The sequence below is a fragment of the Bacillus sp. 2B09 genome (assembly GCF_003946835.1).
Taxonomy (GTDB): Bacteria; Bacillota; Bacilli; order Bacillales; family Bacillaceae; genus Bacillus; species Bacillus altitudinis.
The window spans coordinates 196,638-217,139 of record NZ_RPSG01000005.1 but is presented as its reverse complement, the minus strand read 5'-3'; the positions used below and the strand labels follow the sequence as shown (position 1 = coordinate 217,139).

The 20,502-nt window shown below is 42.9% G+C and carries 20 protein-coding genes; 10 read left to right on the top strand and 10 right to left on the bottom strand.

Annotation, left to right across the window (positions count from 1 at the left end; all coding sequences use genetic code 11):
* The first annotated feature begins 21 nt into the window (after positions 1–21).
* Both EBQ12_RS12085 and EBQ12_RS12080 read left to right on the top strand, forming a co-directional pair.
* Entirely contained in the window at positions 22–315 is a 294-nt protein-coding gene (locus EBQ12_RS12085) for a DUF5316 family protein (RefSeq protein WP_125590175.1), read from the top strand.
* Positions 316–346: 31 nt separating this feature from the next.
* The gene (locus EBQ12_RS12080; RefSeq protein WP_125590173.1) at positions 347–589 is read left to right on the top strand and encodes a DUF2651 family protein; all 243 of its coding nucleotides are present in this window, start codon (positions 347–349) and stop codon (positions 587–589) included.
* A 243-nt stretch (positions 590–832) separates the two neighbouring features.
* Here the strand turns inward: EBQ12_RS12080 and EBQ12_RS12075 are convergent, their stop codons facing one another.
* The gene (locus tag EBQ12_RS12075) at positions 833–1,225 is read right to left on the bottom strand and encodes a RidA family protein (RefSeq protein ID WP_125590171.1); all 393 of its coding nucleotides are present in this window, start codon (positions 1,223–1,225) and stop codon (positions 833–835) included.
* 350 nt (positions 1,226–1,575) lie between these two features.
* Between EBQ12_RS12075 and EBQ12_RS12070 the strand changes: the two genes are divergently transcribed.
* From EBQ12_RS12070 to EBQ12_RS12060, 3 genes are read left to right on the top strand one after another with little or no spacing between them, the layout of a single operon-like run.
* A complete protein-coding gene (locus EBQ12_RS12070; protein ID WP_025206760.1) occupies positions 1,576–2,040 on the top strand; it encodes an FMN-binding protein in 465 nt (154 codons plus the stop codon).
* 15 nt (positions 2,041–2,055) lie between these two features.
* On the top strand, positions 2,056–3,033 hold the full coding sequence (locus EBQ12_RS12065; protein WP_125590169.1) for an FAD:protein FMN transferase: 978 nt from the start codon (positions 2,056–2,058) through the stop codon (positions 3,031–3,033).
* Complete coding sequence (locus EBQ12_RS12060; RefSeq protein WP_125590167.1) at positions 2,991–3,857, top strand: RnfABCDGE type electron transport complex subunit D; 867 nt, start codon at positions 2,991–2,993, stop codon at positions 3,855–3,857. The genes EBQ12_RS12065 and EBQ12_RS12060 overlap by 43 nt, the downstream gene beginning before the upstream one ends.
* 44 nt (positions 3,858–3,901) lie before the next feature.
* On the opposite strand, the gene EBQ12_RS12055 is transcribed toward EBQ12_RS12060, so the two are convergent.
* The 4 genes from EBQ12_RS12055 to EBQ12_RS12040 all read right to left on the bottom strand — a co-directional run bounded on the left by EBQ12_RS12055 (position 3,902) and on the right by EBQ12_RS12040 (position 9,050).
* A complete protein-coding gene (locus EBQ12_RS12055; RefSeq protein WP_125590165.1) occupies positions 3,902–5,650 on the bottom strand; it encodes a methyl-accepting chemotaxis protein in 1,749 nt (582 codons plus the stop codon).
* Between the two features lie 298 nt (positions 5,651–5,948).
* Positions 5,949–7,070, bottom strand: coding sequence for a mannitol-1-phosphate 5-dehydrogenase (locus EBQ12_RS12050; RefSeq protein WP_125590163.1), 1,122 nt, complete (start codon positions 7,068–7,070; stop codon positions 5,949–5,951).
* Between the two features lies 1 nt (position 7,071).
* Entirely contained in the window at positions 7,072–7,506 is a 435-nt protein-coding gene (locus EBQ12_RS12045; RefSeq protein ID WP_019743148.1) for a PTS mannitol transporter subunit IIA, read from the bottom strand.
* 95 nt (positions 7,507–7,601) lie between these two features.
* A complete protein-coding gene (locus EBQ12_RS12040) occupies positions 7,602–9,050 on the bottom strand; it encodes a PTS mannitol transporter subunit IIBC (RefSeq protein WP_125590161.1) in 1,449 nt (482 codons plus the stop codon).
* Positions 9,051–9,558: 508 nt separating this feature from the next.
* On the opposite strand from EBQ12_RS12040, the gene EBQ12_RS12035 reads away from it, so the two are divergent.
* The 3 genes from EBQ12_RS12035 to EBQ12_RS12025 all read left to right on the top strand — a co-directional run bounded on the left by EBQ12_RS12035 (position 9,559) and on the right by EBQ12_RS12025 (position 12,551).
* On the top strand, positions 9,559–11,193 hold the full coding sequence (locus tag EBQ12_RS12035; protein WP_125590159.1) for a copper resistance CopC/CopD family protein: 1,635 nt from the start codon (positions 9,559–9,561) through the stop codon (positions 11,191–11,193).
* 16 nt (positions 11,194–11,209) lie between these two features.
* Positions 11,210–11,824 (top strand): YcnI family copper-binding membrane protein, encoded by a 615-nt coding sequence (locus tag EBQ12_RS12030; protein WP_035703851.1) that lies wholly within the window; start codon positions 11,210–11,212, stop codon positions 11,822–11,824.
* 130 nt (positions 11,825–11,954) lie between these two features.
* Positions 11,955–12,551 carry an NAD(P)H-dependent oxidoreductase gene (locus EBQ12_RS12025; protein WP_007498130.1) on the top strand — a complete coding sequence of 199 codons (597 nt, stop codon included), beginning with the start codon at positions 11,955–11,957 and terminating at the stop codon, positions 12,549–12,551.
* Between the two features lie 249 nt (positions 12,552–12,800).
* Here the strand turns inward: EBQ12_RS12025 and EBQ12_RS12015 are convergent, their stop codons facing one another.
* Genes EBQ12_RS12015 through gabT form a run of 3 tightly spaced genes read right to left on the bottom strand, consistent with a single transcriptional unit; the run spans position 12,801 to position 16,896 of the window.
* Complete coding sequence (locus EBQ12_RS12015; RefSeq protein WP_076822678.1) at positions 12,801–14,195, bottom strand: NAD-dependent succinate-semialdehyde dehydrogenase; 1,395 nt, start codon at positions 14,193–14,195, stop codon at positions 12,801–12,803.
* Positions 14,170–15,558: an APC family permease gene (locus EBQ12_RS12010; protein ID WP_008347228.1), complete on the bottom strand. Its 1,389-nt coding sequence runs from the start codon at positions 15,556–15,558 to the stop codon at positions 14,170–14,172. Before EBQ12_RS12010 ends, EBQ12_RS12015 begins: the two co-directional genes overlap by 26 nt.
* Before the next feature lie 21 nt (positions 15,559–15,579).
* Complete coding sequence (gene gabT, locus EBQ12_RS12005) at positions 15,580–16,896, bottom strand: 4-aminobutyrate--2-oxoglutarate transaminase (protein ID WP_017358513.1); 1,317 nt, start codon at positions 16,894–16,896, stop codon at positions 15,580–15,582.
* Positions 16,897–17,004: 108 nt separating this feature from the next.
* Here gabT and gabR point away from each other — a divergent pair, with 108 nt between their 5' ends.
* Complete coding sequence (gabR, locus tag EBQ12_RS12000; protein WP_125590157.1) at positions 17,005–18,429, top strand: MocR-like transcriptional regulator GabR; 1,425 nt, start codon at positions 17,005–17,007, stop codon at positions 18,427–18,429.
* Positions 18,430–18,495: 66 nt separating this feature from the next.
* On the opposite strand, the gene EBQ12_RS11995 is transcribed toward gabR, so the two are convergent.
* The gene (locus EBQ12_RS11995) at positions 18,496–19,227 is read right to left on the bottom strand and encodes a LysR family transcriptional regulator (RefSeq protein ID WP_125590155.1); all 732 of its coding nucleotides are present in this window, start codon (positions 19,225–19,227) and stop codon (positions 18,496–18,498) included.
* Between the two features lie 99 nt (positions 19,228–19,326).
* On the opposite strand from EBQ12_RS11995, the gene EBQ12_RS11990 reads away from it, so the two are divergent.
* The gene (locus EBQ12_RS11990; RefSeq protein ID WP_125590153.1) at positions 19,327–19,878 is read left to right on the top strand and encodes a DUF4865 family protein; all 552 of its coding nucleotides are present in this window, start codon (positions 19,327–19,329) and stop codon (positions 19,876–19,878) included.
* Between the two features lie 78 nt (positions 19,879–19,956).
* On the opposite strand, the gene EBQ12_RS11985 is transcribed toward EBQ12_RS11990, so the two are convergent.
* Complete coding sequence (locus EBQ12_RS11985; RefSeq protein WP_125590151.1) at positions 19,957–20,268, bottom strand: ArsR/SmtB family transcription factor; 312 nt, start codon at positions 20,266–20,268, stop codon at positions 19,957–19,959.
* Between the last annotated feature and the right edge of the window lie 234 nt (positions 20,269–20,502).

Genomic DNA, 20,502 nt, shown 5'->3' with positions numbered 1-20,502 from the left:
TGTCCGAAGGAGTGAAGCGTAATGAGAAAGAAACATGCTTTTTTTGTTGGTGTTTGCTCCATGCTGGTGATTTGCAGTACGGCGCTCATATTACAGCACCATGAATGGATTGGATTGGTCAGTGGTGGAATCTCTATTATTGCGTTCGTTGCATCTGGATTTCTTATGGGTGCATGGACCAACGGGGAAGAGGCACGAGCGGCCTATCACTCTGAAACAAAAGAACACCGGATGTTTCGTCTTGATACGGCGTTTCTTTTCATCATCTTTGCTCTTCCGCATATGGGTGCAGCACTGTTATATGTTTTTATGTAAATAGTTGATTTGGTTCAAAGGAGTAATTAGCATGGCTGTTTTTGTCTTATTCGTTGTAGTTGGTTTACCTATGATCTCTGTGCTGATTGGTATTTTCGGCACATTGTTTTTAAAGAACATTTGGTTTCCCACCTTGATTGTGCTGGTAGCGAGTGTGATTCTGATGTTCACCTTTATTGGTGGAAATGAATCTTTTCTCATTTGGGTCATCGTCTACACAGTCTGTGCATTTCTCGGTGCGTTCATTACAAAGCGATTCCAAGTTGTTTCATAAATACTCATCAAAAAAGAACAGTTTGCACTGTTCTTTCAGATTGTTGACAAAGGGCTAAAATGATTCTTTATTTTAGCCCTTTGTCTTCTTTTCAGCGTGATAGAAAACCTTTGCAGCCCTAGGAAGGACGAGTACTGGAGCGGAGCGAATTTGACATTCGTGAGCACCAGCACGCAGGACTGACAAAGAATGCGAGGGTTTGGCTACTCGCTGAAAGAACAGTTTGCACTGTTCTTTTTTTGATTAAATATCGGCACACCATAGCTTTATTTCGATTTTCAGCTCTGGCCACCCTAATGCAGTCACATAGGCAACGGTCATTGATGGATATGCCGTTTTGAAGATTGCATCCCACTGTGGATATAGATGATCCCAATCAATTTCTTCTGTTGCCCAAATATTGACTTTAATGACGTGTTCTTCATTCAATCCTTCTGATGCAAGGATTCTCTTTATATTTTCAAACGTATTGGTGACTTGGTCGTTTAAGCTTGATGGGATCTGTCCATCCGCTCCTGTCCCTACTTGACCTGATGTCACAAATAACCCCGCACCCTTTGGCACCCTTGTGATATGACTGTAGTTGCCAACGGGTTTCGGCATACTTTCTGGGTTTTTTCTCGTGATTTTTTCCATGTAAATCCCTCACTCACTATGATTTTTCTGCGTGTTTTTCCTCCTGTAGACAGACTTCACCAATTTTTGTCTATCCTAAAAGAAAACAGCAGTGGAGTATCCGTAGCCACAAGGTAAGAACATCAATATTTTCTTTTTCATGGACGAAACACTCCTTTTTGATTGCGTGAGCAAGGTTTAGATTTATTTCATCCTACCTGATAAATGAACCACAGTCAAAAATAAATGATAAATGATATCGTGCAATATTTTGATTCTTCATACCCATTATCTAAAATCGTTCTTTTCTTGTTCATGGTTTGTTCAAATTTCTTCTATATAGTAGATCGTAATAGGAGGTAGGATACATCATGGCAAAAATAAATAAGAAAATGATTAGTCTTTGCACCGCAGCCATCAGCAGCTTATACATCACTGGTTATGCAACTACCCATCACGCTCAAGCCGTTCAAACAGCACAATCAAATACACAAGCAGACGCTTCTTCAAACAATACATCTCTCACATCAGATACTACCGCCACTCAAACAGAAGATACCACTTCAGAAACTGAACTCAAGGATGGTACTTTCTCTGGTACTGGATCAAATGAGATTGGCTCTATCAGTGTATCTGTTACCATCAAACAAGGAAATATCACTTCTGTCGAGATTACGAGTGATAACACTAGATACGGGCAAAGCTCCATTTCATCATTACCTAATGAAGTGGTTATCAGACAAAGTGCTGATGTAGATACGGTGAGTGGTGCAACATTAAGTACTCAGGATTTTGAAACAGCCGTTGCTCAGGCTTTAGAGCAGGCAAAGGCATAGAGAGGAGACACTATGATGAAATGGTTAGGACAACAAAAACTGATGACTTATCAAAAATCCATGCTGGCTATGGGAACTGTTATCAATATTCAAGTGGTTGCCTATGAAGAAGATCGACGAGCTGTTTTAGAAGACATCGACCGTGCCTTTTCCATTTTTTACGATATCGAGCATCGTTTTAGCCGTTTCCGTTCTGATTCTGAAGTCATGAAGTTAGCCCATCGTTCAAAGCAAGAGGTATTAGTCAGTGAAATGCTTTTCGATTTAACAGCCTATGCGCTAGAGTTAGCCGAGTTAACAAATGGCAAGTATGATCCAACCATCGGAAAAATCATGGAACAAAAAGGATTCAATCGGTTATACACGACAGGACAGACTTTTTCATCAGATGACGTTCCACACACAGCCGTTCATTACCGTGACGTCCAGTTAAACGAGACGAATCGGACGATTTATTTGAATAAACCGCTGATTTTGGATTTCGGTTCTATTGCAAAGGGATTTGCGTGCGATCTTGCCGCAAAAGAGCTTGAAGCATGGGAAGGCTTTATGATGAATGCTGGTGGGGATGTGTTGGTATCTGGATTTAACGAACAACAAGAAGAGTGGACAATTGGGATTCGGCATCCCATTCACAAACAGACCAACATCTCGGTCATTCAAACGACTAATTGTGCGATTTGTACATCTGGAAGCTATGAACGGATCAGCCGTAATGATCCTCATACGCACCATTTGATTCTCCCTCAAACAAAACAGTCTGAACAAAGTTTGTTAAGCTGTACCGTCATTGCACCACTCGGTATGCTCGCAGATAGTCTCTCTACAGCTGCTTTTTTATTAGGTAGAGAAGGAGGTTATTCTTTTTTAGCCGAACATGAAATACCTGCCGTGATGGTGGATCAAGATGCTGATATGACCCTAACACCGGAGATGAAGGAGGTTCCATCATGGAATTACAGCCAGCACCAACAAGAGACCAAACATTTTTGAAATCATCGCCTTCACTAAAAACCTACATTCGGACGCCGAAACGGTATGTCATCGCCATTCTTTTGGTCCTTTTAGCCGCCGGGAGTCTGCACGCTGGTTTTCTTAGTGGTCTCGCTACAGTTGCTACCAGCATCGGGACAGCACTAATTATTGACTCTTTCATCTCAAGAGTGATTTGGAAAAACAATAAACACACATTCCCTGATGGAGCTCTGCTCACAGGGCTGATCATTGGCATTGTTCTCAGTCCAGCCACTTCTTTTGCTGTATCTGCTTTCACAGCCGCAGTAGCCATTTTATCTAAGCATGTCATCACTTATCAAAAGAAACCAATATTGAATCCAGCTGCGTTTGGTTTATGGCTCTCAGTCATTTTATTTTCTTCCAATCAAAGCTGGTGGGGCGGTATGTCTCTTCTACCTTGGTGGACCCTATTCCTTGTGGTGGCCGGCGGTTATTTGGTGACAAGCCGCGTACAAAAGTTCCCGCAAGTTTTCGCCTTTCTAGCCGCATACGGACTCATTCACCTCATATTGGGATTCATCGGCCTAACGGATGCTTCATCTGCTTTTATGACGCCCTACTTAAATGCCGTCTTGTTTCTTGCGTTCTTTATGTTGACTGATCCACCTACTTCACCCGCAAAGAATCGTGATCAAATCATCTTTGGTATCCTCTGTGCTGTCGTTTCATGTGTGGACTTCTATTTATTTAACAGCTTATCTTACTTACTCACAGGGCTTTTATGTGCCAATGCTTGGAAAGCCTATCGAACGTACCAAACAAATCAAAAGCGACGGGCAATACGGACGAAAGTCGTCTAAATAAAAAACGGACATCGACTTTTCGACGTCCGTTTGACCATACCTTATAAACGATAACGTGCAATATCTTGATTCAATCGCATGCTTAGCTCATTGAGCCTTTCTGCTGCCTTCGCCACATTGGAGATGGCGGTGACTTGTTCGTCTGTAGATGCAGTGATTTCTTCAATCGCTGCGGCATTTTCTTGAGAAATATGCGCTGCACCATGCATCGCTTTTGTGATGAGGTCGTTTTGTTCTAGTAAGGTGTTCAGCTCTTTTGCCATCGCATTCGTTTCAACGATGGTTTGTGAAATCGATGTAGAGATGGAATTGAATTCTTGTTCTGTTGCGTGAACCGCTTCATCAAGCTCGGCAAAACGATCCATTGTTTTTGACATCATGCCAGCTGTAGACGTCGTTTCTTCTTTAATGCCTTGAATCATCTGCTGGATTTGAACAGCTGATTGCTTTGTCTGCTCAGCTAAATTCCGCACTTCACTCGCCACAACCGAGAATCCTTTGCCATGCTCTCCTGCACGAGCTGCTTCAATGCTCGCATTCAGGGCCAGTAAGTTCGTTTCATTTGAAATGCTTTCAATGGTATCTGTGATTTGAGAAATATCTTGTACTTTTGTACTTAACTGCTCAATCCCTGATCGAATGCCTTGAGATGCCTGAATAGATTGCTCATTTGATTGTTTTAATTGCTGGACAATTTGCTGACCCTGCTCGGAAGATTGGTTCGACTGGTCTGAAATTCGTTTGATCTGGTCGCTTTGTTCTTTGACGTTTTCAATGGATTGATTGAACTGAGTCATTTGTTGATTGGCTACCTCAAGGTCTGATGCCTGATGAAGAGTCCCAGTTGAGATATCTCCAATCGCTCGGCCAATTTCTTCACTGCTGGCGGATGTTTCTTCAGAGATGGCGGATAGATCTGTCGCAGATTCGACGAGCTGGCTGCTCGTTTCCTGCAAACCGCTCACAAGTGCTCTAAGCTCTCCTGACATATGATTAAAGCCTTTTGCCAACTGCCCAATTTCATCCGAGGTTTCTTTTAAGCTGGTGCGTTCAAGATTGCCCGCCGCAATTTCTTTTGAAGCAGCCGTGACTTGCTTAAGCAGTCTCACTTTTCCTCGGGCTGCCAAATAAAAGACACCCATACTTAAAAGAGCGACACCTGCTGTAATGAGAATAATATAGAGCTTCATCTGCTCTAGTTCTTTATAAAATTCATCCTGAAATACGGCGATTCCTATACTCCAATTCCACGGTGTAAACTGGTTCATATAAGCGAGTTTTTGCTTTTCTTCCCCCGTGGCATCGTCTTTATCCATATAGGTGATATAGTGTGCATCCTCGCCTTTTGCTGTGGCGCCAGCGACCATTTTTTGACGATTTGTCGTGTTATCTGGGATGACGCCGATGTCGTTAACCGGATGAACCTGTGATGAATAATCGGCTCCATATGCGACAAGGTAGCCTTTATTTTTATAGATGAAATCTGATTTTTGAAATTGATACCCTTTGCCGTTGTCATTCTTCGGCCCGCTCAAGTATATACGGGCTTGTTCCTGCGCCTGTTCAAGCGTCAGTTCTTTTTTCTCCACACGGTCGTTCAATTGTTCAAGAGTGGCCATCGCTCCATTTACGATGTGTTTTAAATCTGCTTTCCCTGCATCAATTAAGACATTTTTCGCTAAAAAATACCCCGTTGTTCCTACAAGTCCGCCTGTTAGAATTGTAATAACGATAATGGCTGACATCAATTGAAAAAAGACACTCCTTGAAGCAAACGCTTTCTTTTTCATGTTCTAATTCCCCCTTACTACATATATCGTCATGCAGGGGAAAGTATTAAAAAAGTCATAGAAAAAATCCCTTTCACGTTAGAGAAAGGGATCTCAGATTGTTGACAAAGGGCTAAAATTGATTTTAGCCCTTTGTCTTCATTTCAGCGTGATAGAAAACCTTTGCAGTCTAGGAAGGACGAGTATCGGAGCGGAGCGAATGAGAGATTCGTGAGCACCGACACACAGGACTGACACCGAATGCGGGGGTTTGTCTATACGCTGAAAATCCCTTTCACGTTAGAAAGGGATTTTTTGATTATCGCTCGATTTCTTTGAGGATGGCTTGATAGAGATCGTCTTCAGGTTTGAGTCCACATACCTCTTGAAGCACACCTTCAATGCCTTTTTCTTTCCTTAATGCCTGCAAGCGGACCGCTTCTTCGTCTTCTGCAAAGTCGTAAGCCAAAGCAGCAGCGATCCCTTTGATTAAGTACACTGGCTGCTTGATCTTTTTCGCTGGACCGATTAAACGGTCATCTGCTCCCAGCTTTCTAAGAGGAGAGCGTGCGACACGAGTCACTTCATCGGAAATAAACGCATTTTCAAATCGCTTGATGATTTTTTGAATATACGCATCATGTTCTTCTTTTCGGAAGCCATATGCGTCAATTAAATAACTGCCCGTTTCATGAAGGGCACCTTCGACAACTTGACGAATGTCTGGTGTATCAACAGCTTCTTTAATGGTTTTTACGCCTTTCTGATACCCGACATAAGCCGCTAGTGCATGTCCTGTATTGACGGTGAAAAGCTTCCGTTCAATATACGGCGTCAAATCTTGGACAAAGGTCGCTCCGTCAATTTGAGGAACATCTCCAATAAAGCCCGTCTCATCAATGACCCACTCGAAAAATGGTTCAACCGACACTTTGAGAATGTCCTCATGGTGCTGAATCGGAACAATGCGGTCAACCGCAGCGTTTGGAAAGCCAACGGTTTGTGATATCGCTGCTTGCTCATCTGCTGTTAAATGAGAGAACACCGCTTCTTTTAAATGAGCACTTCCCCCAATCATATTTTCACATGCCACGATGTTGATGATATGGTCAGGCTCTTTTTGTTTTAATCCTTCAGCAATCGATGAGGCAATGATCTTCAATACGGCTGGCCCAACAGCTGTTGTAATCAAATTGGCTGTGGCAACCGCCTCTGTTAATGCTGCTGGATTTTGCGAAGAATTGATCGCTGATACGGGCCCGACGATTTCTTGCTTCTGCCCTGGTGCTGCGAGTTCAACCGTGTATTCTCCTCTTTCATTCAGCTCATTGATGACCGCTTCATTCACATCGGTAAAGACAAGTTCAAAGCCTGATGCCTTTAACAAAGATCCGATAAACCCTCTGCCAATATTCCCTGCTCCAAAATGAAGTGCCTTCATGTTAGTTCACCTCGTTAAAGATGGCAATCAGTTCATCCTGATCCTTTGCATGAATGATACGTTCTACATTTTCTTCTTCTGAACAGACAATCGCAATTTGAGACAGAATGTCAAGATGCTCGTTGTTTTTTCCAGCGATCCCAAAGACGACTTTCGCCACATTTCCTTCACCATATTCAACACCATCTGGAATTTGGATAATCGAAATCCCTGAATGAAGGACAGCCGCTTTCGCATCCTCTGTTCCATGAGGGATTGCAATGCCGTTCCCCATAAATGTAGAAGAGATCTCTTCTCTTTCAAACATTTTGTCGACATAATCACTTGTGACGTAGCCGTTTGCTACGAGGACTTCGCCTGCTTTTTTGATGGCTTCTTCTTTAGAACCTGCTTGTTCGTTTAGAAAAATATTGTCTTTAGAAAGTACTTGTTTCATACATGATCACACACCTTTTTTAGAATAAAAATCAGGAAAACAACCAAAACGGGGAGTTCAATTAGGAAAAATTGGACTCAACCCGTTTCGTCATGTTATTTTTTCAATTTCTCAATTAGCTCATCATATTTCGGGCTGTTTAAGAAATTATCCACTGAGATATGCACAGCGCCTGGCAGCTTTGCCTTGGCTCTGTCTGTTAAATCTTTATGAGTAAAGACCACATCCGCATCATCTGGGATGTTGCTGATAGATGTGTTTGTCACATCGATATCAAGCTCTGCCTTTTTCACTTTGTTTTTCAGAATGGACGCACCCATTGCACTTGAACCCATCCCTGCATCGCAGGCAAAGATGATTTTGTTCACATCATCTGGATTGACGTCACTTGGAGATGCTGCTTGCTCGTTTGCTTGAGCGTCTTCTTTTTGTGCCGTAAGAGCAGCGGCTGCTGCACTTTTCTTGCCTTTCATGTCCTGCATCTTTTCTGTTGCTGCTGTTAAATCTTCGTCAACTTCTTTAGATGCTTTCAAAATGACCGATGCGACAAGGAACGATACGATAGCTGCTACGACAACACCTGCTAAAACGACAAGGTGACCGCCTTTTGGAGACATCAGCATAAGCGCAATAATACTTCCTGGTGACGGCACAGCTTTTAATCCTGCATTTAATAATGTGAACGTCAGGACACCACTTGCTCCCCCTGCAATGACAGCCAAAATGAGTTTTGGTTTCATTAAGATGTACGGGAAGTAAATTTCATGGATTCCTCCTAAGAACTGAATGACAATGGCACCTGGTGCAGACTGTTTCGCATTTCCTCTTCCAAAGAACATATACGCAAGAAGCACACCTAAGCCTGGCCCTGGGTTTGTTTCAAGCAAGAACAGAACAGATTGCCCTGTCTTCGCTGCTTGCTCGACCCCTAACGGACCTAAGATCCCTTGGTTAATCGCATTGTTTAAGAACAAGACTTTTGCTGGTTCAATGAAAATACTTGCCAGCGGAAGCAAATGTGCATTCACAATGATATCTACACCTGCCGCAAGGGCTTTATTTAGACCAAGTACAACTGGTCCAATGGCGTAGAAAGCAATGACGACTAAAATGGCACCTAGAATACCTGCACTAAAGTTATTAATCAGCATTTCAAAGCCTGATCTGATTCGGTCTTTAAACAGCTGGTCGATTTTCTTAATGAGATAACCGCCAAGTGGTCCCATGATCATTGCGCCTAGAAACATTGGAGTAGGGATATCAGGACCGACAATCATCCCAATTGTAGCGGTTGCACCAAGCACCCCACCTCGGTGATCATAAACGAGCTTACCGCCTGTGTAACCAATTAATAGCGGAAGCAAGTAATTAATCATCGGTCCTACGAGTGTATTTAACTGTTCATTTGGAACGTAACCCTTTGGCATAAACAAAGCCGTAATAATTCCCCAAGCAATAAACGCTCCAATATTCGGCATGATCATACCACTTAAAAAGCTTCCAAAGCGCTGTACTTTCACGCGGAATCCGCTTTTTTTCTGCATCTATGAAAACCCCTTTCTTCTCTCCCTTTATTTCGGGCTTTATAGGTCAAAAGATATAAGAACAAGAGTCAGTGAAGCCCTTATACCTATCGTAAAACGCTTTCACTTTCCCTTCAATTGAAACTAAATGTCACTTTGTCACTTAGTGTGTGACAAAATTGAAAAATGATGTGACACTTCTCGGCATACCATAGATGATAGCGGGGTAAAAGGTTGAATTTACTGTTGTTTTGGCGCAAAATTCATTGGAATTTCACAACTTTCAAATCGTCACTTCTTGTTTCCTCTTCTTAAATCGAATAGGCTTATATTGATCAAACCTATTTAAACAAGAAATGTCTGCGCAGACATGACACAGAAAAAGTGAACCATCTTGCTATTTGTTTCGTTTACCTTTTAGAGTGGGCGGTACAATAGAAAGAGCGGTTTTTTCTGTGACTCACAGTTTACTGCCGCTTTCTTTCTGATACATGAGACATTTTCATAGGTAGAAAGGCGGTTATTCACATTGTTCAAATATAGTAAGTGGCTTCTGCTGCTTCTCTTCATGTTCTCATTTTTCATTCCAAAAGAAGCATTTGCTCATGCATATGTGGTGAGCTCAAATCCAGTAGCAAATGAAGAGCTGGATCAGCAGCCTCCTGCAGTCTCGATCACCTTTAGTGAAGGAATCGAAAGTGGATTTCATGCCATTAAGGTGTTCAATGCAAAAGGGGATCGTGTAGATCAAGGAGATACGGTCATCAAAGAGCAAAAGATCATGGAAGCAGCTTTAAAAAAGAATTTACCTAAAGGCATTTACACCATTCAGTGGAATGCGGTATCAGCCGATGGGCACTCTGTGTCTGGCATGATTCCGTTTAGTATCGGAAAAGCGGATGGAGGATTTGATCAATTAGATCAAGGACAATCAAGTGAATCCATCGACATGGCTTCAACCATTGACAAAGCCTTTCTGTATACGTCATTCAGCTTATTTCTTGGAACCATTTTATTTGGGCTTCTATGGTTTAAAGCGGTCATAACCGACGTTTTAGCTCGGCGAATGAAGCGACTCTTAACTGTTTCACTGATCATGATGGGCGGAGCACTCTTGTTCCAGCTGCCGATTCAAACTAAATCAGCGGCAGACGTGTCCTTTTTAGGAGCATTTCAACCATCGCTTTTACAAGAAACCATTGCGTCGACTTCGGGCGGGAGTCTGTGGATGATGCTAATGGCGTCATTTGTTCTACTGACGATCTGGACGATTGTGGCGATGAAAAAAGGAAACTTCACTTCCTTCCGGGTATGGCTGTTCCCGCTGCTCATTTTCACTGTGCTCCTTTGGCTGAAAGCACAAATCGGTCATCCAGCCGCTACAGATAATAAAATACTGACAACGTCACTTGACTTCATTCATCTCGTTTCTGCATCTATTTGGGTCGGCGGTTTAACAGCCATTGTCCTTCTTTTGATGAAGAAACTGCCAAATGAAGATCAGCCGCTCATACGCAGCACCCTGACAGCTTTTCATCCGTGGGCACTGCTCTCAGTTGGACTGATTGTGTTTTCTGGGTTTGTGAATGCGATTTTTATTCTGCAATCATTTGATGCCCTTTTCCAATCAGCTTATGGACGCACCTTCTTAATCAAACTTGGTTTATTTATCATCATGGGTCTTCTTGGGCTCGTCCATTATTTGATGCTGAGATGGGAAAAGAAGCAGAAACGAAACGTATCTTTACGAGCAGAGTGGATCATTGGGATCGCTATTTTACTATTAACAGCCGTATTCACCAATATCCCAAGCCCTCCGCCGCCTGCACCAGAGCCATTCTTTGGAGCCAATCAGGTGGAGCATCGTGACCTTGTGTCTTTGAGCATTACCCCGAATGCTCCAGGTAAAAACACGTTCGAGGTGGCATTTACGAAGAAGGATGGACAAACGATCACAGACATTCAATCAGTGACAGCTAAGATCCACAAAGTCTCCTTGTTCGGTGATGAAACACCAAACGAATTTCAGCTGAAACGATTAAAGAATGGACACTTCTCGGCTGAAAACCTCTTACTAAATGAAAAAGGCACTTGGAAAATTGAGATTCATGCATTAACTGGTTCTTTTGACAACATCGATACGACATTCATTAGAAGAAACTAAAAGGAGTTCATATCATATGAAAAAATACTTTAAAGCTTTATTACCAATGCTTCTCGCTTCATTTTTACTGGCGATTCCTGTGAGTGCACACGTGACAGTCAAACCTGATACATCTGCAACGAATGCTTGGGAAACCTATACGTTAAAAGTACCTTCTGAAAGCGACAGTCCGACAACAAAGGTTGTCATCACGATGCCTAAAGGCGTAGAATTCCAGCAATACGAGCCAGTGCCTGGCTGGAAAACAACAACTGAAGAGAAAAACGGAAAAGTCACAAGAGTCACTTGGGAAGCAACTGGCGATGGTGTCCTTGCTGGCCAGTTCCAGCAATTCGTGTTTGTCGCAAAAAACCCTGAAAAAGCCGGCGAAGCGGCATGGGATGCCTATCAATATTACAAGGATGGAACAGTAGTTGAATGGACTGGCGACAAGGACGCTGATAAGCCTCATTCGATCACAAACATTGTTGCGTCTAATACCGTAACGGATTCACATGGTCAAGAAAAACCAAAAGAAGAAAAGGCATCTGAAACAGCCTCTTCTTCTTCTTCACCACTTGTTCTTGGTCTGTCCATTGCAGCCTTAGTTGTGGCATTAATTGCACTTGGACTTGCTTTTAGAAAGAAATAAGCCTTACATGAGCGATCGTTTTTTCAAGCGGTCGCTTTTTATTTTCCCAACCTATCATTTCCAATATAGGATTGAATAGGATACTCGTGCATGCCATAATGAGACACATGACCACCTAGGAGGCTATGAGATGAACCATCTAATCATATTTGCTCATCCCCAGCAAAGCTTAAATCAAACCCTATTAGATCTTGTTGTAAGCACTCTTTTGAACAATGGTCATGATGTGACGGTTCGTGATGTGTATAGCATTGGCTTTCCGCCAGAGCTGACAACAGCAGAAAAGGTTGCCATGAGAAACGGACATGTGCCGGTACCGGTTCAAAGAGAGCAGAAGCTGATTCAACAAGCTGATGTCCTCACGTTTATCTTTCCAATATGGTGGACAGGCTTGCCGGCGATGCTAAAGGGTTATGTGGAGCGCGTTTTTTCAGAGGGGTTTGCGTATGAGATCAATGAAAACGGAGTGGTGAAAAATCTGCTTCGAGACAAAAAAGGGGTCATTATTAATACGCATGATGCACCGAGGACCTTTCTTGATTCAAATATGATCATCACCCCCAGCCATCACATGACGACAGATACAGCCGCCTTCGATCTGATCGGCGTTCAGCCAGTCGAACGGCTCTTATTCAGCAGCATGGAACAAGCATCTGCAGACGACATCCACGAGATTCTCAAAGAAACAAAAGAAACGGTGGATCAACTTTTCCCACCGGCTGTTTAACATAAAAAAAACTGCCGAGCCTTCTCGGACAGTCACAGATTGTTGACAAAGGGCTAAAATGAACTTGATTTTAGCCCTTTGTCTTCCTTTTCAACGTGATAGAAAACCTTTGCAGCCCTAGGAAGGACGAGTACTGGCGCGGAGCGAATTTTACATTCGTGAGCACCAGCACGCAGGACTGCGGGCGAATGCGAGGGTTTGTCTACACGCTGAGACTGCCGAGGCTTCTCGGACAGTCTTTTTCACATGTTATTCGTCTAAACCAATTGACACATACTTCGTTTCTAAATAAGGCTCGATGCCTTCGATGCCGCCTTCACGACCAATACCACTCTCTTTCATACCGCCGAAAGGTGCCTGCACAGCGGATGGTCCCCCGTCATTCCAGCCAATAATCCCGTAATCTAGATTCTCAGATATATAGAGACCATTGCGGTAATTCTCTGTAAAGAAATAAGCCGCAAGTCCAAAAGGTGTATCATTTGCTAATTCAATGGCTTCATCTAATGTGCTAAATGTCGTAATGGGTGCAACTGGACCAAACGTCTCTTCATGCATAATGTTCATTGAAGGGTCGACATGAGTTAGCACCGTCGGCTGAACAAAATAATACGACTTCTCATCGTCAAAATGTGTATCGCCGCCGACAAGAACTTTCGCCCCTTTATCCATGGCATCTTGAATTTGGTCGACAATTTTATCGAAGCCTCGCTTATTGATAATCGGTCCGATGGACGTGCCTTCCTCAAACCCATTTCCTACTTTCAGCTTTTCCACTTCTTTGCTGAAGCTTTGCGCAAATGCTTCATGAATTTCTTCATGGACGATTAAGCGATTGGCACAAACACACGTCTGGCCTGCATTACGGAATTTAGATGCCACTGCTTGTTTCACAGCCAATTCAAGGTTGGCGTCCTTATCTACGATCAGCGGGGCATGACCGCCAAGTTCCATAGAAACGTGTTTCACTGTGCTCGCACTGTTTTTGATGAGATGTTTTCCAACTGGTGTAGAGCCAGTAAATGTGATCTTGCGGATCAATGGACTATCTGTGAAGATTTCCCCCACTTCTTTTCCATCTCCAATCACCCATTGCAAGGCATCCTCTGGAATTCCGGCTTCATGGCCTAATTTGACAAGCTCAATGGCCGTAAGCGGCGTGTCTTCAGCGGGTTTCACGATAAACGTACAGCCCGCCGCAAGCGCTGGTGCAGCCTTCCTTGTAATCATCGCCGCAGGGAAATTCCATGGTGTAATCGCCGCAACAGGACCGACTGGCTGTTTTGTGACAAATAGGCGTTTGTTTGTCGTATGAGACGGGATCGTTCTGCCGTAAATCCGCTTTGCTTCCTCTGCGTACCATTCAATATATCCAGCGGCATAGACGATTTCCCCTAATGCTTCTTGATACGGCTTCCCGTTTTCTTCTGTGATGATTTTTGCAAGTCTTTCTTTATGCTCGATCATGAGATCAAACCATTTGCGAATGATATTTGCACGTTCATGGGCTGACGTTTTTGCCCATGTTTTGAATGCTTTGTGTGAGCGAGTGATCGCATCTTCAATCTGTTCTTTTGTATGCTGAGCAACTGAGGCAATTTCTTCTCCGGTTGCAGGATTATACACTTTGAGTTCGTTTGTCATGCTCTACCTTCTCCTTCGTTCTTGGATTCATTACATATAGTATATACCCAATGAGTGCCCAACCTAAAAGCAAAATCCATTCAGCTGGCCATGATAAGGAAGCCGGCATCCCTGGAAAATAAAATGAAAGAAAAAGGAAACTAAGTCCAATGGCTAAAACGCCGGTCGTCCGCCAATATTTAATGCGGTATGGTCGCTCAAGCTCAGGTTCTGTCTTGCGAAGTTTCATAAAGGCAATGGACACAATCAAATACCCAACGATGATGCCCACACCCCCTGCATTGACAATCCACACGAGGGCAGGTCGGCCTAGTAATGGTGCAAAAAAGGCCAATGCACCTAAGAACAAAATGGCATTTGTCGGTGTTTTATACTTCGGATGAATATACGCAAACCATTTGGAAATCATGCCTCTTTCCGCCATTGCATAGAGGATACGGCTTGCACCAATGATAAATGCATTCCAGCTCGTCACAATGCCTGCTACACCACCAATGACAAGCACAGTCCCAAACGCCTGATGACCAAGAAGCTGTACCATGGCATCTGCTGTTGCCAGTGATGAAGCCTCAAGCTGACCTTTTGACAATCCTGCCGCTACTCCAAAGACAATGAGCAGATAAAATACAACCGCACTCACAATGGAGATAATCAAAATTCTCCCGATGATCTTCTTCGGTGCGTTAATCTCCGCCGCTACCTGCGGGATGACATCAAACCCAACGAATAAAAAGGGAATCATCACTAACACAGCCATCAGACCGCCAACCCCGCCTTGAAACATCGGCTCAAGGTTTGCAAAATCTCCATTAAATGTAGCTCCGCCTAATAGAAGAAAACCTGTCAGGATAATGGCCACTGTGAACACCGATTGAAAAATGGCAGCAGGCTTTGCGCCAATGTAGTTCAGAGCTGTTAAAAACAGCGCACCGCCAGATCCAATCAACACCCATGTAAAGTAAACATCCCATCCTCCTATATTCCATAGGAAACCAACATGCTGTGTTGGAATGACATAGTCAATGACTGTCGGAAGTGCGACAGCTTCAAACGTAATTACGGACACATAACCGAACAATACGCCCCATGCGGAGACAAACGCTGATTTGATCCCAAATGCCCGCTGGACAAAGACGAGTCCTCCGCCTGTTTCTGGAATCGCAGAGGAAAGCTCTGCATACGTTAGTCCAATAAAGATCACGAGAATGCCCCCTATGACAAAGGCAATCACACTTCCTAAAAATCCAGCTGTTAAAATCCAATCTCCCGAAAGTACAACCCAGCCCCAGCCAAGCATTGCACCAATGGATAAAAACAGTACGTCTGACTGCGACATGGTTTTAGCCATTTGTTGTTTTTGCATACAACCATCCCCCTTTGTTGTTTAGCGTGCTGTGAAGGCGTCTTCGATAATCCCTAGTCCTTCTTGCAGCAGCTCATCTGTGATGACAAGTGGTGTTAAAAAGCGAATAATATTCCCATTGATCCCTGCCGTTAATAAGAGTAGTCCGTGCTTGTTTGCATAGGCTGCAATCGCTGCGGCTGTCTTCTTATCTGGTGTACGCGTTGTTTGATCTTCCACAATTTCAATGGCCGCCATTGCCCCTAATCGCCGGACTTCCCCGATGAATGAGTACTTACTTCTCCACTCATTCGCTTTGTCCTCAATGACTTGTCCAATGTGTTCAGATCGTTCATTCAGTTGTTCTGTTTCAATAATATCAAGTACAGCCAAAGCTGCCACACAGCCTAATGGACTGCCAGCATACGTTCCTCCTAGCTCCCCTGGGTCCGCTGCATCAAGTAATTCTTTTCTGCCAACAACACCGCTCAGCGGCAGGCCAGCTGCAAGTGATTTTGACACAGTGATTAAGTCTGGCACCACATCGAAGTGCTCAATCGCAAAGTATTTCCCTGTTCTAGCGAATCCTGTTTGGATTTCATCTGCCACGAATACGATTCCATGTTGCTGACAGAATGAAGCGACATGCTGGACAAAACGCTTCGATGGTACAATGAATCCGCCCTCCCCTTGGACTGGCTCCATCACCACACAAGCGACTGTTTCTGGTGCAACGGTTGCGACAAAGAATTGATTGAACTGATCAATGATGTATTCGTCGTAAGCTGCATCGCTTAATCCTTCAGGTTTTTGATAGTAATAAGGATACGGCGCTTGATACACCTCTGATGCAAAGGGTCCGAATCCAAATTTATAAGGCTTGACCTTACTTGTCATGCTCATCGTCATATTCGTTCTTCCGTGGAAGCCTCTTGTAAATGAGACAACCGCTTGTCTTTTCGTATATTTACGGGCAATTTTCACTGCGTTTTCAACTGCTTCTGCACCTGAATTTAAGAAAATGGCTTTTTTGTCGTGGTCGCCTGGTGTGAGGTGGCATAGTTTTTCTGCCAATTCGATATAGGATTCGTACATCATGACATTAAATCCTGGATGAATCAGGCTATCTGCCTGTGCTTTGACTGCTTCCACAACCTTTGGATGGGAGTGTCCTACATTTAATGTACCGATGGCGCCTGCAAAATCGATAAAACGATTGCCATCAATATCGAAAAGCTCGGCTCCCTTCCCTTTTGCTGCAAGATGACGGTTGCCATTACTTACGCCTCTTGCGACGTATTGATCTCTTTTCCCCTGCCATTCCTCTGTTGAAAAACGGTTTGTTGTCGTTTGACTCATTGTCATCCATCCCCTTTATGTCTTTTTTATTATTCTGAATATTTTTTGGTATGATAGAAAGTACCAATATCATTTTTTTCATGGTACCAGAGAGGATGACATGGCGAGATGCTGACAATTCAACTAGATCAATCAGGGGAAAACGGATTTATTTATCATCAAATTTATACAAAAATTAAAGAGGAAATTTTAAACCGCAACCTGCAGCCGCACGATCAATTACCGTCTAAACGAGAGTTAGCAGATACTTTACACGTCAGCGTCAACTCAGTGAATGGCGCCTATCAGCAGCTGCTTGCCGAGGGATATTTATATTCAGTTGAACGGAAAGGTTTTTTCGTGGAATCACTGGAAACATTTCATGAATCAGGTCAACTGAAACCCTCTTCCCTTCCAGCAGATTTAAAAGAGAATCCGATTGAGCGAGATGACTGGTATTCCTTTTCTCATATTTCTGTTGATACAGCCAATTTTCCTTTTAAAAGCTGGCTGAAAAGTGAGCAAAAAGCGATTCACCTCCACCAAGAAGCCTTTGGTGAGCTGCCGCACCCACAAGGCGTCTATGAGCTGCGGGAAACGATTGCCCGGCTGATTGGACTTGCACGAGGGGTCAAATGCTACCCTGAACAGCTTATTTTAAGTGCAGGTACACAGTCGCTCATTCATTCGTTATCTAGCATCCTTCCAGCTGATCAAATATACGGATTAGAAAACCCCGGCTATCGCAGACTGTATCAAATGCTGAAAAACAATCATCACCGGATTGAAACGATTGGCATTGATCAAAAAGGGGTGCGGATGAGCGATATCCAGAAGAAAGAGCCAAATGTGTTGATCATTACGCCTTCTCATCAGTTCCCAACAGGGGTGATCATGCCGATTTCTAGGCGGATACAGCTATTAAACTGGGCAGCTGATCAGCCAGATCGTTATATCATTGAAGATGATTATGACAGTGAATTTAAGTACGGTACAGACAGCATACCGGCGCTGCAGAGCCTTGACCGCTATGACAAAGTCATTTATATGGGGACCTTTTCGAAATCATTGCTGCCCGGCTTGAGGATCAGCTACATGGTGCTGCCGCAGCATTTATTAAGACGCTATAAGGAAGAACAGCACTTTTTCATCCAAACAGCCAATCTTTTTACACAATACACCCTTCTTTATTTTATAAAAGATGGCGCCTATCAGCGGCATATTAAAAGAATGAATGGGCTATATGAGGAAAAACGAAAACAGCTCATTGGAGAACTCGACACTGTCTTTCGTGACAATGTACGGATTATCGGGGAAAATGCAGGGCTGCATTTTATCGCAGAATTCCGCTCAGATCGGACGCAGCATGAGATTTTACAACGCGCCAAAGACCGAAAGCTGAAAATGTACGGGATGGACCGTTTTACCCTTGATGAGCATGTGCCTGGTCACAAAGAAGGCTTTGTCCCACTCGTCCTCGGTTTCTCTCATATGCGGCCAGAGGATATTAAGCCAGCGGTGAAACGCCTGTATGACTCGATTTATGGGAAATGAAACAGCTCATGTAGATGAATCGTGGCGCTCCTTTGACGGGACTAAACCCATAGAGGAGTGTTACGATCACATTCTTTCATAAACGTAATAGTTGATGTGAATATTTTTTTCTAGCAATTTCACGAGTGTTTGAAGGCTTTTTAAGTTGGTTGGCAGTAACGCAATACCATCTCCCTGTTCAACGATTTTGATCATTCCTTCAAACGAATCTAACTCAAATAGGGTTCGATCACCCAGCATACGCGTGGCCTCATGTCTTAATGGGCAAAGCTGATCACGATTCACGACCAATGAAATATCATCATCGTATATTTCTTTAGATTTTCCATATACGTTCAATGCCAAGCTCTTTACCTCTTTTAATTGATATTCCGCTTTTTCCATTTGATTAAAAGAAATAATTTGATCATACACATCCTCTGTTAACTTTTTGTTGATCGTACTTGATGAAGCAATGATAAAATCAGTGGCTTGAATATCCTCTAAAACATGTTGCTCGTATAAAACGTTAAATAGAAGTTCAGAGCATAAAACGTTCTTTTTCTTTGAAGTCAATTTTTGTTGAATGGACTTCGTTTCTTTTACGATTTTTTGAGCGTATTGATAAAATAAATCCCCCTGTCCTGTTGAACTGATTCCATGATGATGCCGGATAAAAAATGTTGCATCATATAAAGTTTCAAGCGCTTTGATTCTTTGAGAAATATTGGATTGCGCATACCCTAAAGCTTTAGCCGCTTGATTAATTGATTCTTTTTGATACACCTCTATAAAAATAATCAAATCATTTATATTCATCATGATCACCTATCACTTTTTGTGATAACAATAACACAAATATGTATTATTCAACTGGTTTGAAGTCGATTATGATGGCTATTGAAAGGGAGTGTTTCAATGCATGCCATGCAGTATCATGTGGATCTGCCTGCGGATTATGATATGAATCTCATTAGAAAAAGAGTACGAAACAATGGATGGAAAACAGATGGATATCAGGATTTATTATTTAAAGCTTATTTGATCACTGAAAAAGACAAACATAGGAGTTTACACAATGGCTATTGCCCATTGTATATTTGGAAACAATCTGAGGGCATGACGGATTTTGTGTTTAAGGGGTCATTTGATCATATTTTACGTTCTTTTGGCTGGAAACAAATCAATATTGGCGTCACGTATTCCGTTCATTTAACACATGATTTTCATCGTAGCACATTCGTTCTTGAAGAGTATGTAACGATTCATCCTACTGATTGCCTGGAAAACCTAGATATCGCCCATCTCTTTTCCCATTTTAACGACAATAAGGGTGAAGTCATCGTATATAACCCCGATAAATGGAAGTGCGTCAAATATTCTTTTCTGGACTCATTACCAGAGAATATAGAGCAGCAGATTCACATTTATGACATTGTCCATCTGTCTATGGATCATTCATTGGCCTAATTCATTTTACACGAGACGCATCACAAATCCCCAAGGTTACAATGCCTTGGGGATTTGTTTTGTTGATGCAAGATTCTCTTACCACCGCTCCTTGTCTACAGCTAAAACGGATGACAAGAGGCCTGGAAAAGCGGAATCAATGTCAGCCTTTCTGAGAGAGTAGTAACGGTGCTTCCCGTCAATTCTCACTTTCACGATGCCTGCCTCTCTTAGTACTTTAAAGTGATGCGACAGCGTGGACTTGGCAATGTTCATATGATACGTACCGCATGTTCTCTCACCCGCTTCTGCTAAGCAGCGGACAATCTCCAGCCGAACAGGGTCAGCCAATGCTTGCAGCACAGAAATGAGTCTCATGTTTTCTTGGGTTGGATGATTTGGATTATTCATACGATAAATGTATCGTATTTTGTTCTAACATACAATCTCGTTACTCGCCTATGACAAAAAAGACAAAGGGCTAAAATCAAGTTCATTTTAGCCCTTTGTCAACAATCGGATACATGTCATTCTGACATGTATTTTTTTAAGTTCATTTTCTTGTCATGTGCCATTGGTTTTGTTATCATAGCAAAAGTGACCACTCGGTTTCCATTGTGACCATATGGTTTTGCCGATTCGGAA